Origin of the sequence: Myxococcus guangdongensis (assembly GCF_024198255.1) — a bacterium.
In the GTDB taxonomy this organism is placed as follows: Bacteria; Myxococcota; Myxococcia; order Myxococcales; family Myxococcaceae; genus Myxococcus; species Myxococcus guangdongensis.
The window spans coordinates 182,877-204,525 of the sequence record NZ_JAJVKW010000010.1; the positions used below are offsets into that span (position 1 = coordinate 182,877).

The following is a 21,649-nucleotide window of genomic DNA, read 5'->3' on the forward strand; positions in this document are numbered from 1 at the left end:
CGGGTGGCGGTGGACGGCTGTCCGCAGGTGCACGTCTGCGTGACAGCGTGCTTGCCGTGCGGGGTGGTGCGGTGATGCTCGGGTGTCATGCACCCGCGGACGACAGCTTCGATTCGGACGACATGGGCCCGGGCTCCGGGCCTCGGGGAGGCCTAGCCGCGTGGCGACGGTATCCCTGGAGGATGTTCGCAAGGTGTACCGGGGCGGCGTGGCCGCCGTGAAGGGCGTGACGCTCCACATCGCCGACGGCGAGTTCGTGTCACTCGTCGGTCCGTCCGGCTGTGGCAAGTCCACCACCCTCAACCTCATCGCCGGACTGGAGGAGCTGTCCTCCGGCACGCTGCGCATCGATGGCGACGTCGTGAACGGCATGTCCCCCAAGGAGCGGGACATCGCCATGGTCTTCCAGAGCTACGCCCTCTATCCGCACCTGGATGTGGCTCGGAACCTCGCCTTCCCCTTGGAGGTCGCCGGCCTGCCTCGCTCGGACATCGATGCTCGCGTGCGCGAGGTCGCCTCGGTGCTCGGCCTCGAGGCCCTGCTCTCGCGTCGCCCGAAGGAACTCTCCGGCGGACAGCGTCAACGCGTGGCATTGGGCCGCGCCCTCGTGCGCCGCCCCAAGGTGTTCCTGTTCGATGAGCCTCTCTCCAACCTGGACGCCGCCCTGCGCACCCAGATGCGTGGCGAAATCAAGAAGCTGCACGAACGACTCCAGGCCACCTTCATCTACGTCACCCATGACCAGGCCGAGGCCATGACGCTCTCGGACCGTGTCGTCGTCATGAGCCAGGGTGAAGTTCAGCAGGTGGCGCCTCCGCGCGAGCTCTACGACGCTCCCGCCAACCTGTTCGTCGCGGGCTTCTTCGGCTCGCCTCGCATCAACCAGGTGAAGCCTCGGACCTTGGGACTCGTCGGGGATGAGGTGGTGCTGGGGCTGCGTCCAGAACACCTGGAAGTGATTGCGTCCCCCTCGACGGACGGCGCGCTGACGGGCCGTGTGTATCTGGTGGAGCCCATGGGCGCCGAGAGCTGGGTGACGGTGGACGTGGGCGGTGAACACCTGGTGGCCCGTGCACCCGGTGACTTCCGCGCGGCGTCGGGCTCGGAGGTGGCGCTGCGCTTCGATGCGTCCAGGTTGCGCCGCTTCGATGCGCGCACGGGCCGCGCGCTCGCTCAGTAATCGGGCTGGAGCGCTTCGCTGTCGAACGGAAGCCCGCGCGCCTCGCCCGGACGGTCGTGGATGATGGCGCCGAGATACGGCGCCTCCACGCCCACGAAGTCCGCGACGCGCAGCTCCAGCGCTTCATCGTGCGAGCCCGCGCGGAACAGCAGCGTCTCCGCTTCGCCCAGGTGCCCGTCCATCACCACCGGCAATCCATAGCGCCTGCCGAACGGTGGCTCCGCGCCCACCTCGCAGTCGGGGAAGAGCGTGGCGAACTCGGCCTCGTCCGCGAGCCGCAAGCCCTTCGCGCCCGTCACCTCCGCGACGCGGTCCACGTCCACCGTGTCCGGCGCTGCCACGACACAAATCCAGAACGAGTCCTCCGCGCGGAGGATGACCGACTTGGCCACCTGGAAGCCGCTGACGTGCAGCGACGCCGCGAGCGCCTGCGCGGTGATGGCTCGCGGATGCGGTCTTCGCTCGAAGGGAATCTGGTGACGCTCCAGGTACTGGAGGATGTTCTGCGGAATCATGGCGCGGCCTCCCTCGGTCCTGCCCAAGGAAGGTGCGCCCCACCACCCGCGCGGACCAACCGCTGTCCCTCGCGCGCATGGTCCGCGAGCCGCCACCCTGGCGCTCTGCTCCGCGCCCTCGCTCAGGCGTAGACGGGATTGCCCTCGAGCGACATCTCCAGCCGACGGTTGAGCTGCTCCAACCGGTCATGCCGCTCGCGCAGCATGTCGCGGTAGGCCCGCTGGTCCGTCCGGGAAATCTCGTCGAGCAGCTCGCGCAACGCCGTGTCCAATGCCTGCTTCAGCTCGCGACCTTCTACATCGGAGAGCTCCAGTAACATGCCGCACCTCCCGTGACGGAAAGTAGGCACCTCCTCCTCTCGCGGGCAGGGCCTGCTCGCTCGGCGCGGACCCCGGTGTCCTCTCGGCCGCTGTCCTTCCACCCGGAATGCGCCACGAGGTGATGCGAGCGCCTCCTCGCCTGCTCTCTCGGACTGTCATCGGCCACCCGGTGCCCGCAGGTTCTCCCTGACGAGGGCACGGTGTGGCCGCGAGGAGGTCCGATGATTCAGCCCGGCGAAGTGCGTGAGGGAATGACGGTGAGGACCGCGGATGGACGCAAGCTGGGGCGCGTCGCCGCGGTCGGTGACATCCACTTCGAGCTCGAGCAGGGCCTGGTGCCCGTGCCTCGCCGCGACTACCTCGTGGAGTTCCGCGACGTGGACTACGTCAGCGCTGGCGACGTGTACCTCGCCAACGCGGACCATCCGCTGTTGACGCTCGAAGTGGATGACGACGGAAGCGCGCTGCCACCCCGTCGCTCACGCGGCATGGACGCCGAGCCGGTGAACACCTCGGCCCCCGGGGACGACGAGTCCGTGCGCCACTGAAGGCTCGCGAGGCCTCCTCCGAGAGGTCTCCCGCCCGACCCTTCAGGCGGGTCAAGCGTCTGGAATCACTCAGGTTGGGCATCCCTGGAATGTCAGACCGTCAGGCTACACGGGCTCTCTTCGACCTGCGAGGCGAGTGGGCTCCATGCGACGTGTTCCGACATCCTTTCTGGGCGTGGCGCTGTGCGCGCTGGTGTTCTCGTGCGGCGCCGCTCCGCGTCCGGACGAGGGCACTCGGGACGCCGTCGCCGAGCCGCTGCGGCTGCTGACGCCGCGCAAGCTGCTGCCGTTCGTCACGCTGGCGGATGGCCGTGTGCTGGCCTCGGGTGGGCATGAGGGTCAGCGCACGCTCGCGAGCTGCGAGGTGTTCGAGCCGGAGACGGGCCTGTGGCGTGCGACGGGGGCGCTGAACAAGTCGCGTCGCAGCCACGCGGCGGTGCGCCTGTTGGATGGTCGGGTGCTGGTGGTGGGGGGCGCACAGGCCGTCGCGCCGGGCGCGCTGGTGGACGCGGAGGTGTACGAGCCGACCACGGGACAGTGGACGCTGGTGGCCCCGATGTCCGAGCCGCGCAACGACCCGGCCGCGGTGCTGCTGCCGGACGGGCGCGTGCTGGTCGCGGGTGGCACGGACGCGGACCGTCGGCCGCTGCGCTCGGCGGAGCTGTTCCATCCGGAGACGGGCACGTGGCGGCCCACGACGCCGCCGGGCTTCGTGCGAGGTGGCGCGGGGACGGCGGTGGTGCTCGGGCAGGGCAAGGTGCTCTTCGCGAGCGGACTCCAGTCGGAGCTGTATGACGTGGCCACGGGGCGCTGGGAGAAGGCGGGCCTGACGGGGGGCGCGGCGGGGACACACCGCGTGGGGCACACCGTGACGGCGCTGCCGGATGGACGCGTGTTGGTGGTCGGCGGCTCCACCGCGCGCGCGTCGAGCACGGCGGAGCTGTATGACCCCATGACGGGCCTGTGGACGTTGGTGGCCGCGCCGTCCGTGCCTCGCGAGCACCACGCGGCGGTGGTGACGAAGGAGGGGACGGTGCTGGTGCTCGGCGGTGAGCACTTCACCACGGGGGCGCTCACGTCCGTGGAGCGCTTCAACCCGATGACGGGCCAGTGGTCCTCGGCGCCGGCGCTCGATGAGCCTCGGAGGTTGTCACACGCGCTGTTGATGTCGGACGGCGCGGTGTTGCTCGTGGGCGGAGCGAACGAGATGACGGGCATGCTCGGCTCGGGCGAGAAGTATCTGCCTGGAGGCTGCGTGCCCGTGACGTGTGAGGCTCGCGTGGGCGCGTGTGGCGCGGTGCCGGATGGCTGCGGCGGGGAGCTCCAGTGCGCGCCTTGCTTCGTGGACCGCTGTGACTCGCCTCCGTGTCACGCGGAGGGACTCACGCGACGGTGACGGTGGCACGTCGTGGAGCGGCACCCACGACGTGTCCGTCGTTCTCACGCGTCGAGCGAAGATGACAGCCGTGGAGGATTCCGGCTGGAATGCACCGCATGCACGGGTGGCTCGTCGGAATCGTCGTGGGAATGGGACTGACTGGCTGCGGCGGTGACGGTGTCCCCCAGCTCACCTACGACGAGTGGGCCGAACGTTCGGCCATCGCGCAGTGCTCCCACGCGCGCACCTGCGCGGGCTCCACGGTGGAGCAGGAGCCCTGCGTCGCCCAGGTCTTCGACAGCTATCAGCAAGTCGAGTCCGCGCTGGAGGTCGCCGAGGGCGCCAGGTCCGGCTGCGTCCAGTGCATGCGCATCCGAACCGAGGAACTCACCACCGCGCTCGACAGCGACTGCCAGCGTCCACCGGACACCGCGCGCATCGACGCGGCCTGTGGCGCCGAGCGTCAAGCGTGCCTCGGTGCGCCATCGCTCACACCCTGAGCCGTGCCCGCGTGCGACGGCGTGAGCACTCCCGCACGGAAAGCCTCGCAACCCACGAAGCCCCTGACGCGCGTGCCCCGAGCGACGCGAGACGGCCCCGGCCGTGCGTGCCACACTGCGCGCCCATGCGAACCCGCCTCCGCCTCCTCGCACCGCTCATGCTCACCACCGCATGCGCCTCCGTCTCCTCACAGACTCCGGATGCCCCCGCCGCGACGGTGAAGCCCACCGCGCCCGAGCGCCCCTTCGGCACGCTGCGCGAGCAGGCCGAGCGGCAACAGGCCTGGCTGCGCGAGCGCATGGACACGGCCCTGCCCCAGCTCATGCGCAAGTACGGCGTCGAGCTGTGGGTCATCCCCATGCGCGAGTACAACGAGGACCCCGTCTTCAAGGCGCTCGTGTCCCCCACGACGTTCGCCGCCCGCCGCCGCACCATCTACGTGTTCCATGACCGCGGCCCCGAGAAGGGCGTGGAGCGCCTGGCGCTCGGCGGTGGACCCCAGGGCGGCGTCTACGTGCCGCGCCGCGCGCAGCAGCAGGTCAGCCACGGCGGCCAGGGCCTGCGTCAGGCGGAGCTGTGGGGCCCGGACCAGTGGCTCGTCCTCAAGCAGGTGCTCGAGGAGCGTCAGCCCAAGAGCATCGCGCTCGACATCTCGCGCACCTTCGCCTTCGCGGACGGCCTCTCCCATGGCGAGTACGAGGGCATGGCCGAGGCGCTCGGCCCCGACTGGGTCCAGCGCTTCAAGCCCGCGGGCGGCCTGCCCGTGGACCTGCTCGCCTGGCGCATCCCCGACGAGGCGCGCTTCTACGAGGACCAGACCAAGCTCGCCTGGAACATCATCGAGACCGCCTTCTCCAACCAGGTCATCACCCCCGGCACCACCCGCGTGAAGGACGTGGAGTGGTGGATGCGCCAGCGCCTGGCCGACCTGGGCCTGGAGACCTGGTTCCAGCCCTCCGTCGACGTGCAGCGCCAGGGCGTCACCGACGAGCAGCTCGGCGACGACCCCGTCATCCAGCGCGGCGACGTGCTCCACTGCGACTACGGCGTCACCGCCCTGCGCCTCAACACCGACACCCAGCACATGGGCTACGTGCTGCGCGAGGGCGAGACGGACGTGCCCGAGGGCCTCAAGGCCGCGCTCAAGACGTCCAACCGCCTGCAGGACATCGTCTTCGAGGAGCTGGTCCCTGGCCGCGCCGGCAACGACGTCCTCCAGCGCGCCCGTCAGCGCATGACGAGCGAGGGCATCGACGGCACCATCTACTCGCACCCCATCGGCCTGCACGGCCACGGCGCCGGCGCCATGGTGGGCCTGTGGGACCGTCAGGAGGGCGTGCCCGGCAACGGTGACCACAAGGTCATGCCGAACATGTGGTACTCCATCGAGCTGCAGGCCACGAGCGCCGTCCCGGAGTGGAACGGCCAGCGCGTGCGCTCCGCCCAGGAAGAGGACATCACCATCGACGCCGAGGGCCGCGTGCACTGGGCCTGGAAGCGTCAGACGGACTTCCATCTGGTGCGCTGAGGTCGCTCCGGGCTCTCGTGCACAAGCTCGCGCGAGAGCCCCCGCCCGCTCAGCGGGTCGCGCCGGTCAGCGACTTCAAGAGCTCCACCAGCGCGCGCTTCTCCTCGTTCGTCAAATCCAGCGCGGCGATGGACACCGTGCGCTTGCCCGTGAAGGTGCCTTCCGCGTCGCCGCCCTCGTTGTAGAAGTCGACGACCTCCTCCAGCGTGGCCTGCGCGCCCGTGTGCATGTACGGCGCCGTCAGCGCCACGTTGCGCAGCGACGGCGTGCGGAACGCGCCCTCCAGCTCCTCCTGCTTCGCCTGCGTGCGCAGCGTGGTCAGCCGCCGCGCGTCCGCGCCGCTCCGGTCATCGCTGTAGCGCCCCGCGGCGTTGTACTCCCAGTCCAGCAGCGACTGCAGCACCGCCCACTGTCCCCCCGCGCCCGGCCCCTTGTCCTGCAGGCCCACGTTGTGGAACAGCTCGTCCGTCAGCGACGGGCCCTTGTGGCACACGATGCACTGGCCCTTGCGCACGAAGGTCTTCAACCCCAGGTACGCCGGGTCGCTCTCCGCCGTGCCCGCGTCCACCGCCGCGAGGAAGCGCCGCACGTCCACGTCGAAGGGCGCCTCCACCCGCATCAGGTCCCGCTCGTACGCCGCCAGCACCTTGCCCACGTTGGCCATCAGCTCCGGGCCCGGCTCCGCCCCCGGGTCCGCGCCGAACAGCGCCAGGTAGCGCGAGCGGTACGAGTCCTGTGCCTGCAGCCGCGCGCGCACCACCTCCGCGTCCGAGTCCATCTCCACCGGATTCGTCAGCGGCAGAATCGCCTGCGACCAGAGCGAGTCCGCCCGGCCGTCCCACATGAACCAGCGGTTGTGCCGCACGTTCAACACGGTGGGCGGGTTTCTCTCCGTGCGCTGGCCTCCGCAGCCCTCCGCCGTCGGCGTCTCCACCGTGCGGCCCTCGCCGGTGTGACAGCTCTCGCACGACACCGAGCCACAGCGCGACAGCCCCGGGTCCCGGAACAGCTCGTTGCCCAGCGTGCGCGCCGCCTCCAGCCCGTCCACCCGGTTGGTGGCGTCCAGGCGAGCGTGGCTCGACAGCGAGTGCAGGCTGCGCAGCTGGTCCAGCTCGTCCAGCGTGGGGAAGGGTTCCTCCGACTCACACGCCAGCCCCAGCCCACCCAGGCTCAGGGCGAGCGCGGCGGCGCGCCAGCTTCTCGAAATCATCACCGGGTCGTCCTTCTTCGCCATCCGTCGCGGCCCGGCCTACTCCGGTACCTCGCGCCGCTCCACGGGCGGTCTCCCAGAAGCTTCGCGCCCCTCGGAGCGCGAATCAATCCGGAATTCCTGGACGACCTGGAGCCTACCTGCCCGCTCCGCTCCCGACACCGGAGCGGAGCGACAGGGCACAACGAGCGCGTGTCGACTTCAGGAGCCGCAGCTCACGGTGAAGTCGCGCGTGCCGGTGGCGTAGTCCTTCAGGTTCAGCTCGGACGGCGCCGGGGAGAGGGTGGGCACAGCGCCGCCATCACACTTCAGGCCCGCGTCCGCCACCGCGCTGATCTGCAGCTTGGCGTTGCTGGGGATGCCGGACACGGTGAAGGAACAGCGATTGCCGCGGCTGGACTTCACCATGCCGTGACCCAGGGCGTCCGTGGGCGTGCTCGCGTGAGCGACCACCACGCGCAGCTGGTCACACGGGTTGCCCGCCTGGGCCAGCCCGGTCTCCGGCAGCTTGATGACCCCGGCGACGTTGGCGTTGCCCTCGCGGCTCCCGCCGCCTCCCGTGGTGGCACAACCAGTGGCGGCGAGCATCAAGGCGGCAACGGCGATGCGATACATTTTTTCCTCAATTCATGGGGGAAGGAGAAAGGCGGCTCGGTCACCGCACAGACGACCTACGTCGCGCGCCCATTACAATTGCGACGACATTTCATTCCATCCATTTCGCGCGCCCATCCGGTGCCGGGTTTTCTCCAAATCGCATGGAAGTCCGTGCGGTTCTGGACGCGGCGTCGACGGGCGGTACGACCTGGGGTGCGGTTCGATGAGTCCTCTTCATCGCTCGAATCAAAGACAGACATGGTGTGCGGCCCTGGGACGTTTGGACGTCCCAGGAGCGGACGGGAATCCCGTGTTTGGGAATGCACGAACGCTCGTGCCCCGCGCGGAGCGTGCGGCCGGGACGCAGTCCCGCTGTCTGCTGCCGGACAGCGCGCGCGCCCCCACGGTTCAAGGCGCGAGAGAGGAGACGCGCATGTCGATGCAGAAGCAGGAGACGACGCAGTCGTGGTCGGGGCTGGGTGTGGGGACGGACCGGAAGTCCTTCCTGGCCGCGGTGTCCGCGCAGCTTCCGGACTTCGAGGCCGAGCGCGCGGCGGAGGCGGTGTTCTGCGGCCTGTCGGAGCTCTTGTCCGACGGGCTGATGCGCCAGCTGCGAGAGCAGCTCCCGGAGGACCTGCGGGGAATGCTGGATGCGTGCCCGCGTCACGCCCGCGAGGGCGACGGCAAGGTGGACCGGGACGACTTCTACCTGCAGGTCGCCAACCACCTGAACGCCGAGCCGGAGAACGTGAGGTTGGTGCTGCACGGCGTCTTCGCGGCGCTGCGGGCCCAGCTCACCGAGCAGGAGGCGGGCAAGGTCGAGGGGCAGCTGCCCCGCTGGCTCCAGGGCACGTGGGCCGCGGCGAAGCTGGGCATCGACCGGCCTTCGTGAGAGCGCCCGGCGGGACGGGTGCTCCACCCGAGGCGTCCGGACCCGCGCGGCCCGGACGCCTCGCTCGCGCTGGCTAGTAGGTGCCGCCCACCTGCAGCGTGCCCATGTAGCGGCCGTCCAGGGCGTTGGGCGTCGCCGACGTGGGGGCGAAGCCCTGGTCGAAGAGGAAGTTGTAGCTCACGCGCGCGTCGGCGGTGATGAGCTTGTTGACCTGGTAGCGCAGGCCCAGGCCCGCGGGCACGTAGCCGCTGGTGTCGTCCTCGAAGCCGTAGATGCGGCCCTGCGCGTCGTGGCGGATGTTGTAGTCGTCGACGCCCAGGCCCGTCACCGCGTAGGGCTGCAGCCGGGTGGCGGTGAAGTTGCCGACGACGAGCGCCTGGCCTCCGCTGCGCACCACGTCCGGGCCGCTGCCCAGGCTGCCCCCGCGGCCGTTGCCGTCGATGTCCACGTCATTGAGGCTGCCGTTGAAGCCCAGCTCCACCGCCATGAAGGGGATGGGCCGGTAGCCCACCGCGGCGCCGTAGGCGAACCCCGCCTCCATGCGGGGCGCCAGCTGCCCGGTGTAGCCCTCCGCGCCGCCGCCCAGCTGCGCGTACAGCCCGGTGTCGGCATGGCGGGACGACTTGTGTCGGCGCGGCGAGTCCTCCCGTTCCGGCTCCACATAGCCCTGGGCCCGCTCCGCGCTGGGGCGGAAGTCCTCCTGGGCCGCCACGGCGCATCCCCACAGCGCCCCCACACATCCCGCGATACGCACGAATGTCCTCATGTCGGACTCCTTTCCAAGCGTCCGGAAGGCAACGTGACGTCCCCCGTCGTCCCCGGCATGGTTCCGCGGGGGGGCGCGGGAGGAGGAGGGACGCGTCGGCCGTCCCCGCGCTCCACCCCGGCGGGCGGGGCGGGCGGGTTTCGGAGCCTCGGAGCCCTCAGGGCATGGGGCCGACGAGCGCCTCCATCGCGCCGCGCGCCTGCACCAGGCCGTGGCCATGGTCCGAATCCCAGCCCGCGGGGCCCAGGTCCTTGGCGCTGGACTCGAGCGCGGCCCGCACCTGGGCGGGCGTCGCGCCGGGGCGGGCGCTGAACAGCAGCGCGGCGACGCCGCTGACGTACGGCGTGGCCATGGAGGTGCCGGACATGTACGCGTAGTCCACCGGGCGCAGCGTCAGCCGCGTGGTGGCGCCCAGCTGCCGGCCCATCACCGTGCTCGCCGCCTGGGTGATGGTGACGGCGGGCACCCACGCACCCTGCTGCGGGACGGAGAGGATTTCCGCGCCGCCCTCCACCAGCTCGCTGGCGAAGATGACCGCGCGCGCGCCCTGCTTCATCACGTTCACCATGGCCCGCTCCGGCCTCACGTACGCGTGCGGGTGCACATAGGCGATGAAGCCGTCACAGCTGCTGTCCTCGCCGCACGAGTCCAGCGTGCCGCCGTGGCCGCAGTCCACCAGCGGGCCCCAGGTGTTCCCGGTGGGCGCGTACAAGAGGGAGCGCGACGCGGGCCGGGCCTTTCCCAGCTCCAGCTGCGCGAACGAGCCCAGGCCCCGGGGGAAGGTGGACAGCACGTCCACGCCCGGCGCCATCAGCGACAGCTGCTCGCCACGGGAGGAGAAGTGCACGCGCCGGTCCAGGTCATCCACCGCGCCCACCGCGAGCACGGACGGGTCCGACGCCGGATAGGACACCAGGTACTGCCCCTCGTTGCCCGCCGCGGCCACCACCAGCATCCCGCCGTCGAGCGCGGCCTTGAAGATGTCCTCGGAGGTGAAGGTGGCCAGGCCCCCGGCCAGCGACAGCGAGGCCACCCGGGCGCCCTGGCTCATGCACCACTCGACGGCCTCGAGCACCACGCTCATGTGGGTGCGGCCGTTCACGTCCAGCACCCGCGCGACCAGCAGCTGGGCCCCCGGCGCCACGCCCATCAGCCCGCTCTCGGTGAGCACCGGCCCGCCCTGGCCCCCCATTCCCGCCCGGGCCGCGACGATGCCCGCCACGTGCGTGCCGTGGCCGGTGCCCCAGTGGCCCTCCTCGCCGTCCGTCGCGTCGTCGTCGTCGTCCAGGAAGTCCCGCGCCGCCACCACCGCGTCGCGCAGCTCCGGGTGGTTCATGTCCATGCCGCTGTCGATGACGCACACGCGCACGCCCGCGCCCGTCACCGCGCCCGGGTCCGGCACCCCGTCCCCATCGCGGTCCCACACCTCCAGCGCCTGCACCCGCTGCAGCTTCCCGGTGTAGTCCCCGGTGCCGCTCGCGCCGAGCCCGACGCGGCTCAGCGCCCCCAAAGGCAGCGAGGAGAGCCCTGTCGCGCGCAGCTCCGCGTCCGGCTCGATGCTCTCCACCGAGGGGTCCAGCGCCAGCGCCAGCCGCTCCTCGGGCGTCACGCGCGCGGCCAGGGCGGGCGCGTGGCGGAAGTTCGCCGTCACCCGGCCGCCCAGCTGGTGCACCCGCGCCTCCGCCACGCCCTGGCCCTGGCGGTAGCGGATGATGACCGGCTCCCGCCCGTCCTCCAGCGTGACCTTCTGGGTTGTCCGGGGCGCCTGGGGCACCTCCCCGGCGGTGATGCCGGGGCAGACGTTGCGCTGGGCGTCCCGCTTCTCCGACTCGTCCGGCATGCACCCCGCCAGCACCATCAGCCCGATGAATCCCCAGCGCTTCATGAGCCCCTTCCTTCCGTCGCCAATCCGGGCGACCTCGCGGGGCCCGGCCGGAGGGCTTCCAGCCGGACGACCCCACCAGCCCCCAGGGAGTGCATCCCGCCTCCGGGCGGCAACGGCGCCCCGAGCCCGCCACCGATGGGAGGTGCGTGGGTTCACATCCGGTCCGTGCCGCGTGTCTCAAACTGGCGTCCGACCCCGACCGCCCCTGGGAGCGGCTGTCCCGAAACCCGCCCTCCTTGCCCACCTCCACGCGAAGGGGAGGACCCCCGTGGCGCGCCGGACCGGCTGACGAAGGCCCCGAGGCCAAACGGGCGGGGAGGGCGCCGTCACGCTCCTTTCTGCTCCACCGGTCTGACACCCGGAGGGGGAGCGTCCGGCCTTTCTGTTCCGGGGCCGTGTGGTGTCTGACAGAGGCGAGGGGCCCCCGGTGCTTGCTTCCGTGTGTGTCCGGGTGCTTCGCTGCCAGCAGAAGCCATGAGCACCGAACCTACAGAGTCCTCCCGTTTCCTCGGGCGCTACGAGCTCGTCCACCCCCTGGGCCAGGGGGGAATGGGCGAGGTGTTCCTGGCGAAGATCAGCGGCGCGGCGGGCTTCGAGAAGCCGTGCATCGTGAAGACCATCCTCCCGGCGCTGCTGAAGGACCGGCAGTTCCTGGACCGCTTCCACCACGAGGCCAAGGTGCTGGTGCACCTGGTGCACTCGTCCATCGCCCAGGTCTACGACATGGGGGAGACGGACGGGACGTACTACATGGCCCTGGAGTACGTGGCCGGGGTGGACCTGGCGTACCTCCTGGAGCAGGCGCGGGTGCAGGGCGCGCAGGTGCCCGTGCCGGTGGCGCTGTTCCTGGGGCAGCGCATGGCGGAGGGCCTGGGCTACGCGCACCGCAAGGTGGGGCCGGACGGCGTGCCGCTGGGCATCGTCCACCGCGACGTGTCGCCCCACAACGTCATGGTGTCGTACGAGGGCGAGGTCAAGGTCATCGACTTCGGCCTGGCCAAGTCCGCCGCGCGCAGCAAGTACACGCTGCCCGCCACGGTGATGGGCAAGCTGGGCTACATGTCGCCAGAGCAGGTGCGCGCCGAGGCGCTGGACCACCGCAGCGACATCTACTCCTGCGGCGTGGTGCTCTGGGAGATGCTCGCCGGCCGCTCGCTCATCCCCCACGGGACGGTGGGGGAGATGATGGCGGCCATGTCCCATCCCACGGTGCCGCCGCTGACGGGGCTGCGCGGGGACGTGGACGAGGCGCTGGACACGGTGGTGCGCCGGGCGCTGGCGACGAAGCCGGATGAGCGCTACTCGCGCTCGGACGAGCTGGCGCGCGCGCTCAATGGAGAGCTGGTGCGCTCCGGCGCGGCGGTGGGCGCGGAGGAGGTGGGCCACTTCGTCCGCGCGCTGTGCCCGGAGGCCTTCGCGGCGCAGCGGCAGCTCATCTCCAAGGTGACGTCGTCCTCCAGCCACCGCCGCACCCCGGCGCCCATCCCCCTGGTCGCGGGCGGCACGGGCGCGTTCGGGACGGGGCCGCAGGAGGTGGAGCCCGCGGGCTTCGAGCCGACCCTGATGCGCAAGCAGGACACGCCGTCGGGAGAGAAGCAGGTGGCCGGCATGGCCCGCCCGGGCGTGTCGGGGCACGGCGAGTCGATGGCCACCGACGCCACCACCTTGCGCTCCGGCTCGGACCCCGGTGCCGCCACGGCCAGGACGGCCGTCTTCGATGGTGCGACAGGGAGCACGCCGCGGCCTTCCGCGCCCGATGCGTCGGCCTCCGGTCCTCGCGCCGAGAAGCCGTCCGGCTCCGGTCCCCGGTTCTCGGGCAACACCTCGGTGTTGCCTTCCCAGGCCGAGAGCCCCTCGGGCTCGGGTCCTCGCGCCGCGGCTCCGGAGGATCAGGCCCCGGTGCGCCCGGTGTCTTCGTCACGGGAGCAGGTGCCCGCGCGGCGTGACGAGGGGCGCGGTCGCAAGGGGCTGGTCGCGTTGGTCGTCGGCCTGGTCGTGCTGCTGATGGTGGGCACCGCGGTGACGACGGCGCACTTCATGCGGCCCCAGGGGCCCCCGCCGGTGGACGCCCCGCCGCCGCCTCCTCCGGGTCATCCGCCGCCGGGTGGACTGGCCGGGATGGATGGACGGCCCCCGCCGCCGGGGCAGCCTCCTCCTCGGGATCCGCCGCCCGTCACTCCTCCGGTCATCAAGGAGACGCCGCCGCCTGTCACGGCCCAGGCGCCGACCCAGCCCGAGCCGACGCCCGTCATCAAGAAGCCGACGCCCAAGCCGGACAAGGTCGTCACGGCTCCGCCCAAGCGCCCCAACACTCCGCCCAAGCCGGCTCCGGAGCCGGACAAGGCGCCGGTGGAGCCCGTCGTGGCTGCCAACACGGGCGCCTACGGCTACTTCACGGAGGTGGTCGCGCTCACGGCCGATGACGGTACCTTCCTGGTGAAGGGGGCTCGCTCCAGGGCCTTCCAGGTGGGCATGGACGTGAAGGTGGTGGGAGAGGCGGCGTCCAACGGACAGCGTCCGGTGTTCGGCTCCGCGAGGGTCATCGCCACTGAGAGGCGGCAGGCCCGCCTGAAGCTGGCCAAGGACGTCAAGTCCGCCCCGAAGCTCTACGCCGCGGTCCCCGCGGAGGACCCCTACTTCGGGGAACCCACCGAGCGGGGCGTGGAGCCCGCGTCCGCCACCACCGCGCCCCCGAAGACGGGCGCGTTGACGGGGCACGTCGCCAAGCGCGACCCCCTGATTGGCACCACCGTCTACACGGTGAGCAACGCCGACGAGTTCGAGTGGACCGACTGCGTCCTCGTCATCGAGACGCGTCAGCGCGCGACGCTGGGAGAGCTGGCCGCCTACAGCAAGCGCGAGGTGTCGCGCTTCAGCAAGCCCCAGACGCAGCTGATCCCCCCCGCGGGCAAGGCGGGCGTGTACTGCAAGGAAGGGACGCTCTTCTCGAAGGTGAAGTGAGGCCCGCCGGGCGCTACGGCTTGCCCGAGCGCTCCGCGGCCACCGGACAGTCCGCCACCACCGCGCGCACGTCCTCGCGGTCGCCGTGGGCCTCGCGCACGGCCCGGTTCAGCGACGTCTTGCACTCCCACGTCACGTCCCGGGTGCCGTGGCAGCAGTGCCAGCCCGTCAGCGTCCGCCCCAGGTACTTGAGCATCTCCGCCCGCGTGGGAGTGACGAGCAGCCACACCGCGCCCGCGATGAGCCCCAGCCAGGGCAGCTGCGCGCCCAGTGCCTTGAGCCGCGCTGAAGCCCCCGCCGTCACCGGCTCCGCGTGCACGCCGAGCCAGGTGTCCAGGGGACGGCGCTGCAGCACCGGGGTGATGAGCAGGTCCACCGGCGTGGTGAGCGCCCGGACCAGCGCGCGAGGCACCCCGGGGGCCCGGCCCATGCGCACCAGCCGCACCCCGAAGAGCTGCCGCCACAGCGTCCTGCCCCAGATTCCGCCCACCGCCGACACCGCCAGCCAGGCCAGCAGGATGGCGACGAGCATCGCCACCGGGGTGCGCTCGTGCTCCAGCGCCCGCAGCGCCGCCCAGCCCACCAGGGCCGCCATCGCCAGGTCCAGCACGTCCGCCACCCACAGGTGCCACTGGTACCGCGCCTCGGTGGTCACCGTGTCTGTCGAGAACAACGCCCCGTCACTCATCCGCCCACGCTCCTCGGGGCGCGGAGCATAGACCTTCGCCCGGCCCCGCGGGGGCCCCGCGCGCCGCCCTCCGAGCGTGGGCTCCCGTCCGGAAACAGTCGTCCGCGTGCGTGGCGCCGGGCGGGAAGGCGGGCGCCCACGGGCCGCCCTGGGGCGACCGGGGGACGTGACTCCTGTCTTCTTCCCGCAGTGGCGCCCCGGACCCCCGGCTCCCATCTTGGGTTCAGCGCGATGCGGCGAGGCCTCCGTCACCACCGGGGCCTCGATGCGCGGCGCACGAGCCACGTCCCCGGTCCTCCGGGACGCGTGGCTCCTCAGGTGCCGACAGGTGGTGGCGTACGAGGCGACAGCGGCGGGGGGAAGTTTGGGAGTCGTGGGGGGGCAGGTGGTCCCCCGCCGCTGTCGCCGAGGCCGTTGGCGGCCAACGTTCCACTCCGGGTGAATGCCCGAGGTTTGGCCTCGCGGTCGATTCTGCCGGACACTGTGGCCCGTCATGGGCATTCCAGGGCATCGGCTCCGCGCGGTGTGGCGCGGGCTCGGGGGGTTCGTCTTGCTCGCTGGGCTCGCCCTGGCGTGGCCGAGCCTTGCCCTGGACCCGCAGCGCTGGGTCTCGCAGTACAGCCAGGACTCGTGGCGCAGCGACGACGGGCTCCCGCAGAACAGCCTGCTGTCGATGGCGCAGACGCGTGACGGCTACGTGTGGCTGGGCACGTGGGAAGGGCTGGTGCGCTTCGACGGCTCGCGCTTCGTCGTGTTCGACAAGCGCAACACGCCGGAGCTGCGCAACCACACCATCAAGGCGCTCGCGGAGGACGCGTCCGGCGTGCTGTGGGTGGGCACGGACCAGGGCCTGGTGTCGTACGTGGACGGCCGCTTCGAGCGGGCGCCGGGGGCCTCGGCGCCGCTGGAGGGCTTCCGCGTGGAGCACCTCATCGTGGGCGAGGGCTCCCTGTGGGCGGGCACCTCGGGCGGGCTGTGGCAGGTGCCGCTCGGCGAGGGCGTGGCGCGGCAGTACACGGAGGCGGACGGCATGCCGGGCATGTCCATCACCGCGCTGGCGCGAGGCGGCGGGGACAACCGGCTGTGGGTGGGCACCAAGACGGGCCTGGCGCTGCTGGAGGGCGGACAGGTGCGGGGCCTGCCCTTCCCGATACCCGGCGGGGACGTGCGCTCGGAGGTGACGTCGCTGTTCCAGGATGTCACCGGCACGCTGTGGATGGGCACGGAGGCGGGGCTGGTGTCGTGGAACGGCACGGTGGCCCGGCGCTACAGCACGTCGGACGGGCTGCCGGCCGTCGTCACGGCGCTGCTCGCGGACAGCCAGGGCAACCTGTGGGTGGGCACGCGGCGGGGCGGACTGCTCCGGCGCGAGGCCGCGGGCTTCAGCGCGCCGCTGCATGGCGCGGGGCTGGTGGACGCGGAGGTGCTGTCGCTGCTGGAGGACCGGGACGGCTCGCTGTGGGTGGGTACGTATTCGGGCCTGTTCCGCCTGCGCGACGGCCCGTTCGCGACGTTCGGCGCGCCGGAGGGCCTGAGCAACGAGACGGTGAGCACGGTGCTGGAGGACAAGCACGGCACGGTGTGGCTGGGCACGGTGGGCGGAGGCCTGTTCTTCCTGCGCGATGGGCGCATCCACCGCATGGATGACTTCGAGGGCGGCACGGACCCGGTCATCACCGCGCTGCACGAGGCGCCGGACGGGACGCTGTGGGCGGGCTCGAAGGCGGGCGCGTTCCGGTACGACGGGCACCGCTTCGCGAAGTCCTCGCGGGTACAGGGGCTGCCGGACGACGTGGTGACGTCCATCCTGGTGGACTCGCGGGGCACGCAGTGGTTCGGCACGCGCAAGGGGCTGGCGCGGGTGCGCGGCGGCGACGTGGCGGTGTTCGGCCCGCGGCAGGGGCTGACCTCGCCCATCATCGTCATGGCCGAGGACGCGTCCGGGGCGCTGTGGTTGGGCGCGGACAGCGGGCTGTGGCGCTACGAGGAGGGCAAGGGGCTGCGCCGCTTCACGGCGAAGGACGGCGCGCCGGGCGAGGTGGTGCTGGCGCTGCTGGCGGACCCGGACGGCACGGTGTGGGTGGGGACGGAGACGGGCCTGGGGCGGTGGAGGGACGGGACGTGGTTCCGCTACACGGTGTCGCAGCACGGCCTCTATGACGACGCGGTGTTCAGCATCGTCTCGGATGGGGACGAGCACCTGTGGATGAGCAGCAACAAGGGCGTGTCCCGGGTGTCCCGGCGCGAGCTGGAGGAGGTCGCGGAGGGCAAGCGCACGCGGCTGGCGGTGATGGGGTTCGACCAGACGGACGGCATGCGCACCGCGGAGTGCAACGGGAACACGCAGCCGTCGGGGTGGCGGGGCAAGGACGGGCGGCTGTGGTTCACCACCATCCAGGGCGCCATCGTGGTGGACCCGGTGCGCGTGCGCGCGACGCGGCAGCCTCCCGAGGTGCGCATCGAGGAGGTGCGGGTCAACGGGAAGCTGGTGCCGGTGCTGGGGCCCGTGGAGCTGCGGCCGGACGACTCGCGGTTGGACATCCGCTTCACGGCCTTCACGCCGGGGGACGCGGTGCGCGTGCCCTTCCGGTACCGGCTGGTGGGGCATGACGACGGCTGGGTGCGCGCGGAGATTCGCCGGGCCACGTACACGGGCCTGAGGCCCGGGCGCTATCTGTTCCAGGTGCAGGCGGAGCTGCGCGACGGCGGGTGGACGGAGCCCGTGTCGCTGGACGTGCTCCTGGAGCCGAGCCTGTGGCAGCGCACGGAGTTCTGGGCGCTGTTCGTGTTGGGGATGGGGATGCTGGGCGTCAGCGTGTACCTGCTGCGCGTGGGGCAGCTGAAGGCGCGCGAGCGGTGGCTGGAGGCGCGTGTGCAGGAGCGCACGCGGGAGCTGGCGCGAGCGAACGAGGAGCTGGAGGCGAACGTGCGCACGCTGCGGCAGACGCAGGCGCAGCTGGTCCAGGCCGGGCGGATGGCGGCGGTGGGCCAGCTCGCGGCGGGCGTGGGGCACGAAATCAACAACCCGCTGGCGTACATCGTGTCGAACCTGGAGCACGCGAGCGAGGAGTCGGACATGCTCGCCCGCGAGCTCGGCGAGACGCGCGCGGCGGGGACGCGGCTGCGCGAGGTGGGGCAGGCCCTGCGCGAGGCATTGCATGGCGCGGACCGGGTGCGGCGCATCGTGCGCGACTTGAAGACCTTCTCCCGACCGGATGACGAGAAGCAGGGGCCGGTGGAGCTGGGGGCGGTGCTCGACTCGGCGGTGAAGATTGCGATGGGCGAGCTGCGGCCGCGCGCGAAGCTGGTGCGGGACTACGGCGACGTGACGTGGGTGGAGGGGAACGAGGCGCGACTGGCGCAGGTGTTCCTCAATTTGCTCATCAACGCGGCGCAGGCGTTGCCGGAGGGGCGCGCGGAGCAGAACGAGGTGCGCCTGGTGACGCGCGGGGGCGCGGAGGGTTGGGTGGTGGCGGAGGTGCGCGACACGGGGAGCGGGATTTCGCCGGAGTCGCTCGGGCGCATCTTCGACCCGTTCTACACGACGAAGCCGGTGGGCGTGGGGACGGGGCTGGGGTTGTCGTTGTGCCACGCGTACGTGACGGCGATGGGCGGCACCATCTCGGTGGAGAGCGAGCTGGGCAAGGGCTCGGTGTTCCGCGTGTCCCTGCGACGCGCGAGGGCCCCGGGCGCGGGCGTGGCCGTGGATGCGCGGCGGGGCGGAGGCTGGTCCGTGCGCGGGCCGGGTGAGCGCGCGTCGTCGCCCACGGGCTATCCGACGGTGCCCGAGTCACGGCGGTCCACGACGGAGCCCTCGGCCTCGAAGGGGACGCAGGGGGCCGGGGACTCGCGGTGGGTGACGGAGTCCGTGTCCGCCGCGGTGGCGCAAGAGTCCGCCACGGGCGCGTCGAGGCCCGCGGCGGAGTCGCAGTCCGTGGCGTCGCATCAAACCTTCGTGGACGCGAGGTCCGTCTCCGAGCGCGCATCCGCGCCGAAGTTCTCCGAGTCCGCGCAGGGTGTCAGGTCGACCTCGGAGCGCGGTGCGTCCGTGACGGGACACGCGCCGACGTCCTCGGAGTCATCCACAGGCGGCAGGTCCACGTCCATGAGTGGCTCCGCGTCCGACGCCGCACCGAGGTCTTCGGAGCCATCTCCAGGCAGCAGGTCCGCCACGGAGCGGGGCGCGTCGATGAGTGGCTTCGCGTCCGACACTGCGCCGAGATATTCGGAGTCCGCCCAAGGCGGTAGGTCCGTCACGGAGCGAGGCACGCCCATGAGTGGCTCTGTGTCCGAATCCACGCCGAGGCTCTCGGAGTCCTCGCAGGGTGCCATGTCCGCCACGGAGCGCGGCGCATCCATGACGGGCTCCGGGCCCGAGTCCACGCCGGGGGACGCGGAGTCCTCCCCGGGCGCGAGGTCCAGCACCGAGCACGCCTCCGTGCCGGCGCGCGAATCGTTCACGCAGGACCGTTCGGTGACGGAGCGTGTCTCCATGCCGGCGCACGCGCTGGCTGCGTCCTCATCTCCAAGTTCCTCCGAGATGCCAGCGGGGAGCGCCATCGCGCACCGCACCTCCGGGGCATCCACGGACACGGGCACAGGCATGCCGCCGGGACGCACGTTCGTGACGGGCCACACCACGGCCGTCGAGTCATCCTCGAGCATGCGGTCCGCGTCGGAGCCTGCCTCACCCACGAAGCCCTCCACGGGTTCGCCCCCGTTCGCGGACGCGCGCTCCTCCCCGACGCGCACGTCGGCCTCAACCCCGTCACCTGTCGCGAACCCGTCCTCCACGGGGCCCGTGGAGCCCTCGCGCTCCACCCCAGGCAGCGCCGCGCTCCCCCCATCGAGCACGGCGGACGCCCCACAGGGCGCACGACCTCCCGAGTCCGAGCCCGTGGCGCCGCAGGTCCGCGGCCGCGTACTCGTCGTGGACGACGATGCGCTGGTGAGCGGAGCCATCCGCCGCACGCTCGCGCGCGAGAACGACGTGGACGTGGTGGTGAGCGCCCGGCAGGCGCTGGAGCGGCTCAGCGGACCGGAGCCCCGTCACTACGACGTCGTGCTCTGTGACTTGATGATGCCGGAGATGACGGGGATGGACCTCCACGAGGCGCTCGGGCACGCGGCGCCGGCCATCGCGGAGCGCATGGTGTTCATCACCGGAGGCGCCTTCACGCCCACGGCGCGCAACTTCCTGGAGCGGGTGGAGAACCCGCGCGTGGAGAAGCCGTTCGACCCGGAGTCCCTGCGCGCGCTGGTCCGCTCGGAGGTGGCCCGGGCGCGACGCGAGGCCGCGGGCCGGGCCGCCTGAGCCGTCTACAGGTCCAGCACCAACCGCTTCGAGCGGGCGCGTGACACGCAGATGAGCATGCGCTGGTTGCCCGCGGGCTCCTGCTGGAAGAAGGTGTCGCGGTGCTCGGGCTCTCCCTCGCAGACGCGGGTGACGCACGTCCCGCAGGAGCCCGCCTCACAGTCGCTCGTCACGCGCAGCCCGTTGTGGCGCAGCACGTTGAGCACCGACTGCCCCTTGGGCACGCTGAGCACCTGCCCCGTGCTGCGGATGGTCACCTCGAAGTCCGTGTCCTCCTTCGCCGCGAGCGCGCCCACGCCCTCGGCGCCGAACGACTCGAAGTGGACCTTCTCCCACGGCCATCGGTGCCGCACGGACGCATCGCGCACCGCCTTCATCAGCCCCGCGGGGCCGCAGCAGTACAGCCGCGTGCCCGGCGCGCGCGTGGACAACAGCCCCGACACATCCAGCCCCTTGTCCGGGTCTCCCCCGTCGAAGTGGAAGCGCACGTGGTCCGCGAAGGGCGCCGTGGACAGCAGCTCCCGGAACGCCGCGCGCTCCGGAGCCCGCGCGCAGTAGTACATCGTGTAGGGCAGCCCGGTCCGCTGGAGCTGACGCGCCATGGACAACAGCGGGGTGATGCCGATGCCGCCGGCCACCAGCACATAGCCCCGCGCGAACAGCAGCGGGAAGTCGTTGCGCGGGGGGCTCACCACCAGCACGTCTCCCTCGCGCACGTGCTCATGCATGGCGCGCGAGCCGCCGCGGCCCTTCGCGTCCCGCTGCACGGCGATGACGTAGCGGTGCGTCTCCTCCGGGTCGTTGCAGAGCGAGTACGAGCGCAGCGTGGACTCCCTGCCCGGCACGCGCACGTCCAGGTGGGCTCCGGCCTCGAAGGACGCGAGCGCGCCGCCGTCTTCCGCGACCAGCTCGTACGACAGGATGTCCTCGGCCTCGCGGGCGATGCGGGCGACCCGCACGCGCAGCGCTTCATTCATCACGGTGTTCACCAACTTCCCCTCTCCCTTCCCGCGGACGCCGCGGGCCCAACCCCCCGTTCCGACGGACACGACATTGAGCAGAGGTGGTTCCGCGTGGGATTGCCCCGAAGGGCGGCCGGCGCGTCGCCTCCTCCACGCTTCGCGTGACGACGGGTGAACGCGCGGCGCCAGTGCGGCGCCCGCGTTGCCCGACCTGGGAACGCCGCTTCCCTCCCGCGGTGTCCGGTCCGCATGGATGAGCGCGGGCGTGCCGTGCCTGGGGCCCGCGAGCGCCCGACAGGGCAAGCGCGTCGCTCGGTCGCCGAGCGCACGGGAGAGCGGGCCGTCCGTGCGCCGCTCCGGCATCGCGCCCAAGCCATCCCCACCATCCAGGACATGCCGCGTC

General features: G+C 71.9%; 16 protein-coding genes. 8 read left to right on the forward strand and 8 right to left on the reverse strand.

What is annotated here, in order from left to right; genetic code table 11:
- The first annotated feature begins 160 nt into the window (after positions 1 to 160).
- The gene (locus LXT21_RS28430; RefSeq protein WP_254041334.1) at positions 161 to 1,180 is read left to right on the forward strand and encodes an ABC transporter ATP-binding protein; all 1,020 of its coding nucleotides are present in this window, start codon (positions 161 to 163) and stop codon (positions 1,178 to 1,180) included.
- On the opposite strand, the gene LXT21_RS28435 is transcribed toward LXT21_RS28430, so the two are convergent.
- Both LXT21_RS28435 and LXT21_RS28440 read right to left on the reverse strand, forming a co-directional pair.
- Positions 1,174 to 1,695, reverse strand: a complete 522-nt coding sequence (locus tag LXT21_RS28435; RefSeq protein WP_254041335.1) for an aminoacyl-tRNA deacylase — start codon at positions 1,693 to 1,695, stop codon at positions 1,174 to 1,176. The two genes, LXT21_RS28430 and LXT21_RS28435, sit on opposite strands and share 7 nt — an antisense overlap.
- Positions 1,696 to 1,817: 122 nt before the next feature.
- Positions 1,818 to 2,015: a hypothetical protein gene (locus LXT21_RS28440; RefSeq protein WP_254041336.1), complete on the reverse strand. Its 198-nt coding sequence runs from the start codon at positions 2,013 to 2,015 to the stop codon at positions 1,818 to 1,820.
- Between the two features lie 222 nt (positions 2,016 to 2,237).
- On the opposite strand from LXT21_RS28440, the gene LXT21_RS28445 reads away from it, so the two are divergent.
- The 4 genes from LXT21_RS28445 (at position 2,238) to LXT21_RS28460 (ending at position 5,971) form a co-directional block, all read left to right on the forward strand.
- A complete protein-coding gene (locus LXT21_RS28445; RefSeq protein ID WP_254041337.1) occupies positions 2,238 to 2,564 on the forward strand; it encodes a PRC-barrel domain-containing protein in 327 nt (108 codons plus the stop codon).
- A gap of 145 nt (positions 2,565 to 2,709) precedes the next feature.
- Positions 2,710 to 3,960, forward strand: coding sequence for a Kelch repeat-containing protein (locus tag LXT21_RS28450; RefSeq protein WP_254041338.1), 1,251 nt, complete (start codon positions 2,710 to 2,712; stop codon positions 3,958 to 3,960).
- Positions 3,961 to 4,049: 89 nt separating this feature from the next.
- Entirely contained in the window at positions 4,050 to 4,442 is a 393-nt protein-coding gene (locus LXT21_RS28455; protein WP_254041339.1) for a hypothetical protein, read from the forward strand.
- A 125-nt stretch (positions 4,443 to 4,567) separates the two neighbouring features.
- Positions 4,568 to 5,971: a M24 family metallopeptidase gene (locus LXT21_RS28460; RefSeq protein WP_323395068.1), complete on the forward strand. Its 1,404-nt coding sequence runs from the start codon at positions 4,568 to 4,570 to the stop codon at positions 5,969 to 5,971.
- A 49-nt stretch (positions 5,972 to 6,020) separates the two neighbouring features.
- Here LXT21_RS28460 and LXT21_RS28465 read toward each other — a convergent pair whose 3' ends face one another.
- Together LXT21_RS28465 and LXT21_RS28470 are read right to left on the reverse strand one after the other, a co-directional pair.
- Positions 6,021 to 7,205, reverse strand: coding sequence for a cytochrome-c peroxidase (locus LXT21_RS28465; protein ID WP_254041341.1), 1,185 nt, complete (start codon positions 7,203 to 7,205; stop codon positions 6,021 to 6,023).
- Between the two features lie 177 nt (positions 7,206 to 7,382).
- Positions 7,383 to 7,796 (reverse strand): hypothetical protein, encoded by a 414-nt coding sequence (locus tag LXT21_RS28470; RefSeq protein WP_254041342.1) that lies wholly within the window; start codon positions 7,794 to 7,796, stop codon positions 7,383 to 7,385.
- Between the two features lie 415 nt (positions 7,797 to 8,211).
- Here LXT21_RS28470 and LXT21_RS28475 point away from each other — a divergent pair, with 415 nt between their 5' ends.
- Positions 8,212 to 8,670 carry a DUF2267 domain-containing protein gene (locus LXT21_RS28475; protein WP_254041343.1) on the forward strand — a complete coding sequence of 153 codons (459 nt, stop codon included), beginning with the start codon at positions 8,212 to 8,214 and terminating at the stop codon, positions 8,668 to 8,670.
- A 73-nt stretch (positions 8,671 to 8,743) separates the two neighbouring features.
- On the opposite strand, the gene LXT21_RS28480 is transcribed toward LXT21_RS28475, so the two are convergent.
- Both LXT21_RS28480 and LXT21_RS28485 read right to left on the reverse strand, forming a co-directional pair.
- Positions 8,744 to 9,436 carry a hypothetical protein gene (locus LXT21_RS28480; protein ID WP_254041344.1) on the reverse strand — a complete coding sequence of 231 codons (693 nt, stop codon included), beginning with the start codon at positions 9,434 to 9,436 and terminating at the stop codon, positions 8,744 to 8,746.
- A 157-nt stretch (positions 9,437 to 9,593) separates the two neighbouring features.
- Positions 9,594 to 11,321, reverse strand: coding sequence for a S8 family serine peptidase (locus tag LXT21_RS28485; RefSeq protein ID WP_254041345.1), 1,728 nt, complete (start codon positions 11,319 to 11,321; stop codon positions 9,594 to 9,596).
- Positions 11,322 to 11,795: 474 nt separating this feature from the next.
- On the opposite strand from LXT21_RS28485, the gene LXT21_RS28490 reads away from it, so the two are divergent.
- Positions 11,796 to 14,282 (forward strand): serine/threonine protein kinase, encoded by a 2,487-nt coding sequence (locus tag LXT21_RS28490; protein WP_254041346.1) that lies wholly within the window; start codon positions 11,796 to 11,798, stop codon positions 14,280 to 14,282.
- A gap of 13 nt (positions 14,283 to 14,295) precedes the next feature.
- On the opposite strand, the gene LXT21_RS28495 is transcribed toward LXT21_RS28490, so the two are convergent.
- Entirely contained in the window at positions 14,296 to 14,970 is a 675-nt protein-coding gene (locus tag LXT21_RS28495; protein WP_254041347.1) for an RDD family protein, read from the reverse strand.
- 493 nt (positions 14,971 to 15,463) lie between these two features.
- On the opposite strand from LXT21_RS28495, the gene LXT21_RS28500 reads away from it, so the two are divergent.
- Positions 15,464 to 20,284, forward strand: coding sequence for a two-component regulator propeller domain-containing protein (locus LXT21_RS28500; protein ID WP_254041348.1), 4,821 nt, complete (start codon positions 15,464 to 15,466; stop codon positions 20,282 to 20,284).
- A gap of 5 nt (positions 20,285 to 20,289) precedes the next feature.
- Here LXT21_RS28500 and LXT21_RS28505 read toward each other — a convergent pair whose 3' ends face one another.
- Positions 20,290 to 21,261, reverse strand: a complete 972-nt coding sequence (locus LXT21_RS28505; protein ID WP_254041538.1) for a PDR/VanB family oxidoreductase — start codon at positions 21,259 to 21,261, stop codon at positions 20,290 to 20,292.
- Between the last annotated feature and the right edge of the window lie 388 nt (positions 21,262 to 21,649).

Bases quoted from the DNA above. Each gene is read 5' to 3' on its own strand.
- LXT21_RS28490 (WP_254041346.1), top strand. From the start codon at position 11,796: ATGAGCACCGAACCTACAGAGTCCTCCCGTTTCCTCGGGCGCTACGAG.
- LXT21_RS28460 (WP_323395068.1), top strand. From the start codon at position 4,568: ATGCGAACCCGCCTCCGCCTCCTCGCACCGCTCATGCTCACCACCGCA.
- LXT21_RS28485 (WP_254041345.1), bottom strand. From the start codon at position 11,321: ATGAAGCGCTGGGGATTCATCGGGCTGATGGTGCTGGCGGGGTGCATG.
- LXT21_RS28455 (WP_254041339.1), top strand. From the start codon at position 4,050: ATGCACCGCATGCACGGGTGGCTCGTCGGAATCGTCGTGGGAATGGGA.
- LXT21_RS28465 (WP_254041341.1), bottom strand. From the start codon at position 7,205: ATGGCGAAGAAGGACGACCCGGTGATGATTTCGAGAAGCTGGCGCGCC.
- LXT21_RS28480 (WP_254041344.1), bottom strand. From the start codon at position 9,436: ATGAGGACATTCGTGCGTATCGCGGGATGTGTGGGGGCGCTGTGGGGA.
- LXT21_RS28475 (WP_254041343.1), top strand. From the start codon at position 8,212: ATGTCGATGCAGAAGCAGGAGACGACGCAGTCGTGGTCGGGGCTGGGT.
- LXT21_RS28435 (WP_254041335.1), bottom strand. From the start codon at position 1,695: ATGATTCCGCAGAACATCCTCCAGTACCTGGAGCGTCACCAGATTCCC.
- LXT21_RS28505 (WP_254041538.1), bottom strand. From the start codon at position 21,261: ATGAATGAAGCGCTGCGCGTGCGGGTCGCCCGCATCGCCCGCGAGGCC.
- LXT21_RS28450 (WP_254041338.1), top strand. From the start codon at position 2,710: ATGCGACGTGTTCCGACATCCTTTCTGGGCGTGGCGCTGTGCGCGCTG.
- LXT21_RS28500 (WP_254041348.1), top strand. From the start codon at position 15,464: ATGGGCATTCCAGGGCATCGGCTCCGCGCGGTGTGGCGCGGGCTCGGG.
- LXT21_RS28445 (WP_254041337.1), top strand. From the start codon at position 2,238: ATGATTCAGCCCGGCGAAGTGCGTGAGGGAATGACGGTGAGGACCGCG.
- LXT21_RS28470 (WP_254041342.1), bottom strand. From the start codon at position 7,796: ATGTATCGCATCGCCGTTGCCGCCTTGATGCTCGCCGCCACTGGTTGT.
- LXT21_RS28495 (WP_254041347.1), bottom strand. From the start codon at position 14,970: ATGAGTGACGGGGCGTTGTTCTCGACAGACACGGTGACCACCGAGGCG.
- LXT21_RS28440 (WP_254041336.1), bottom strand. From the start codon at position 2,015: ATGTTACTGGAGCTCTCCGATGTAGAAGGTCGCGAGCTGAAGCAGGCA.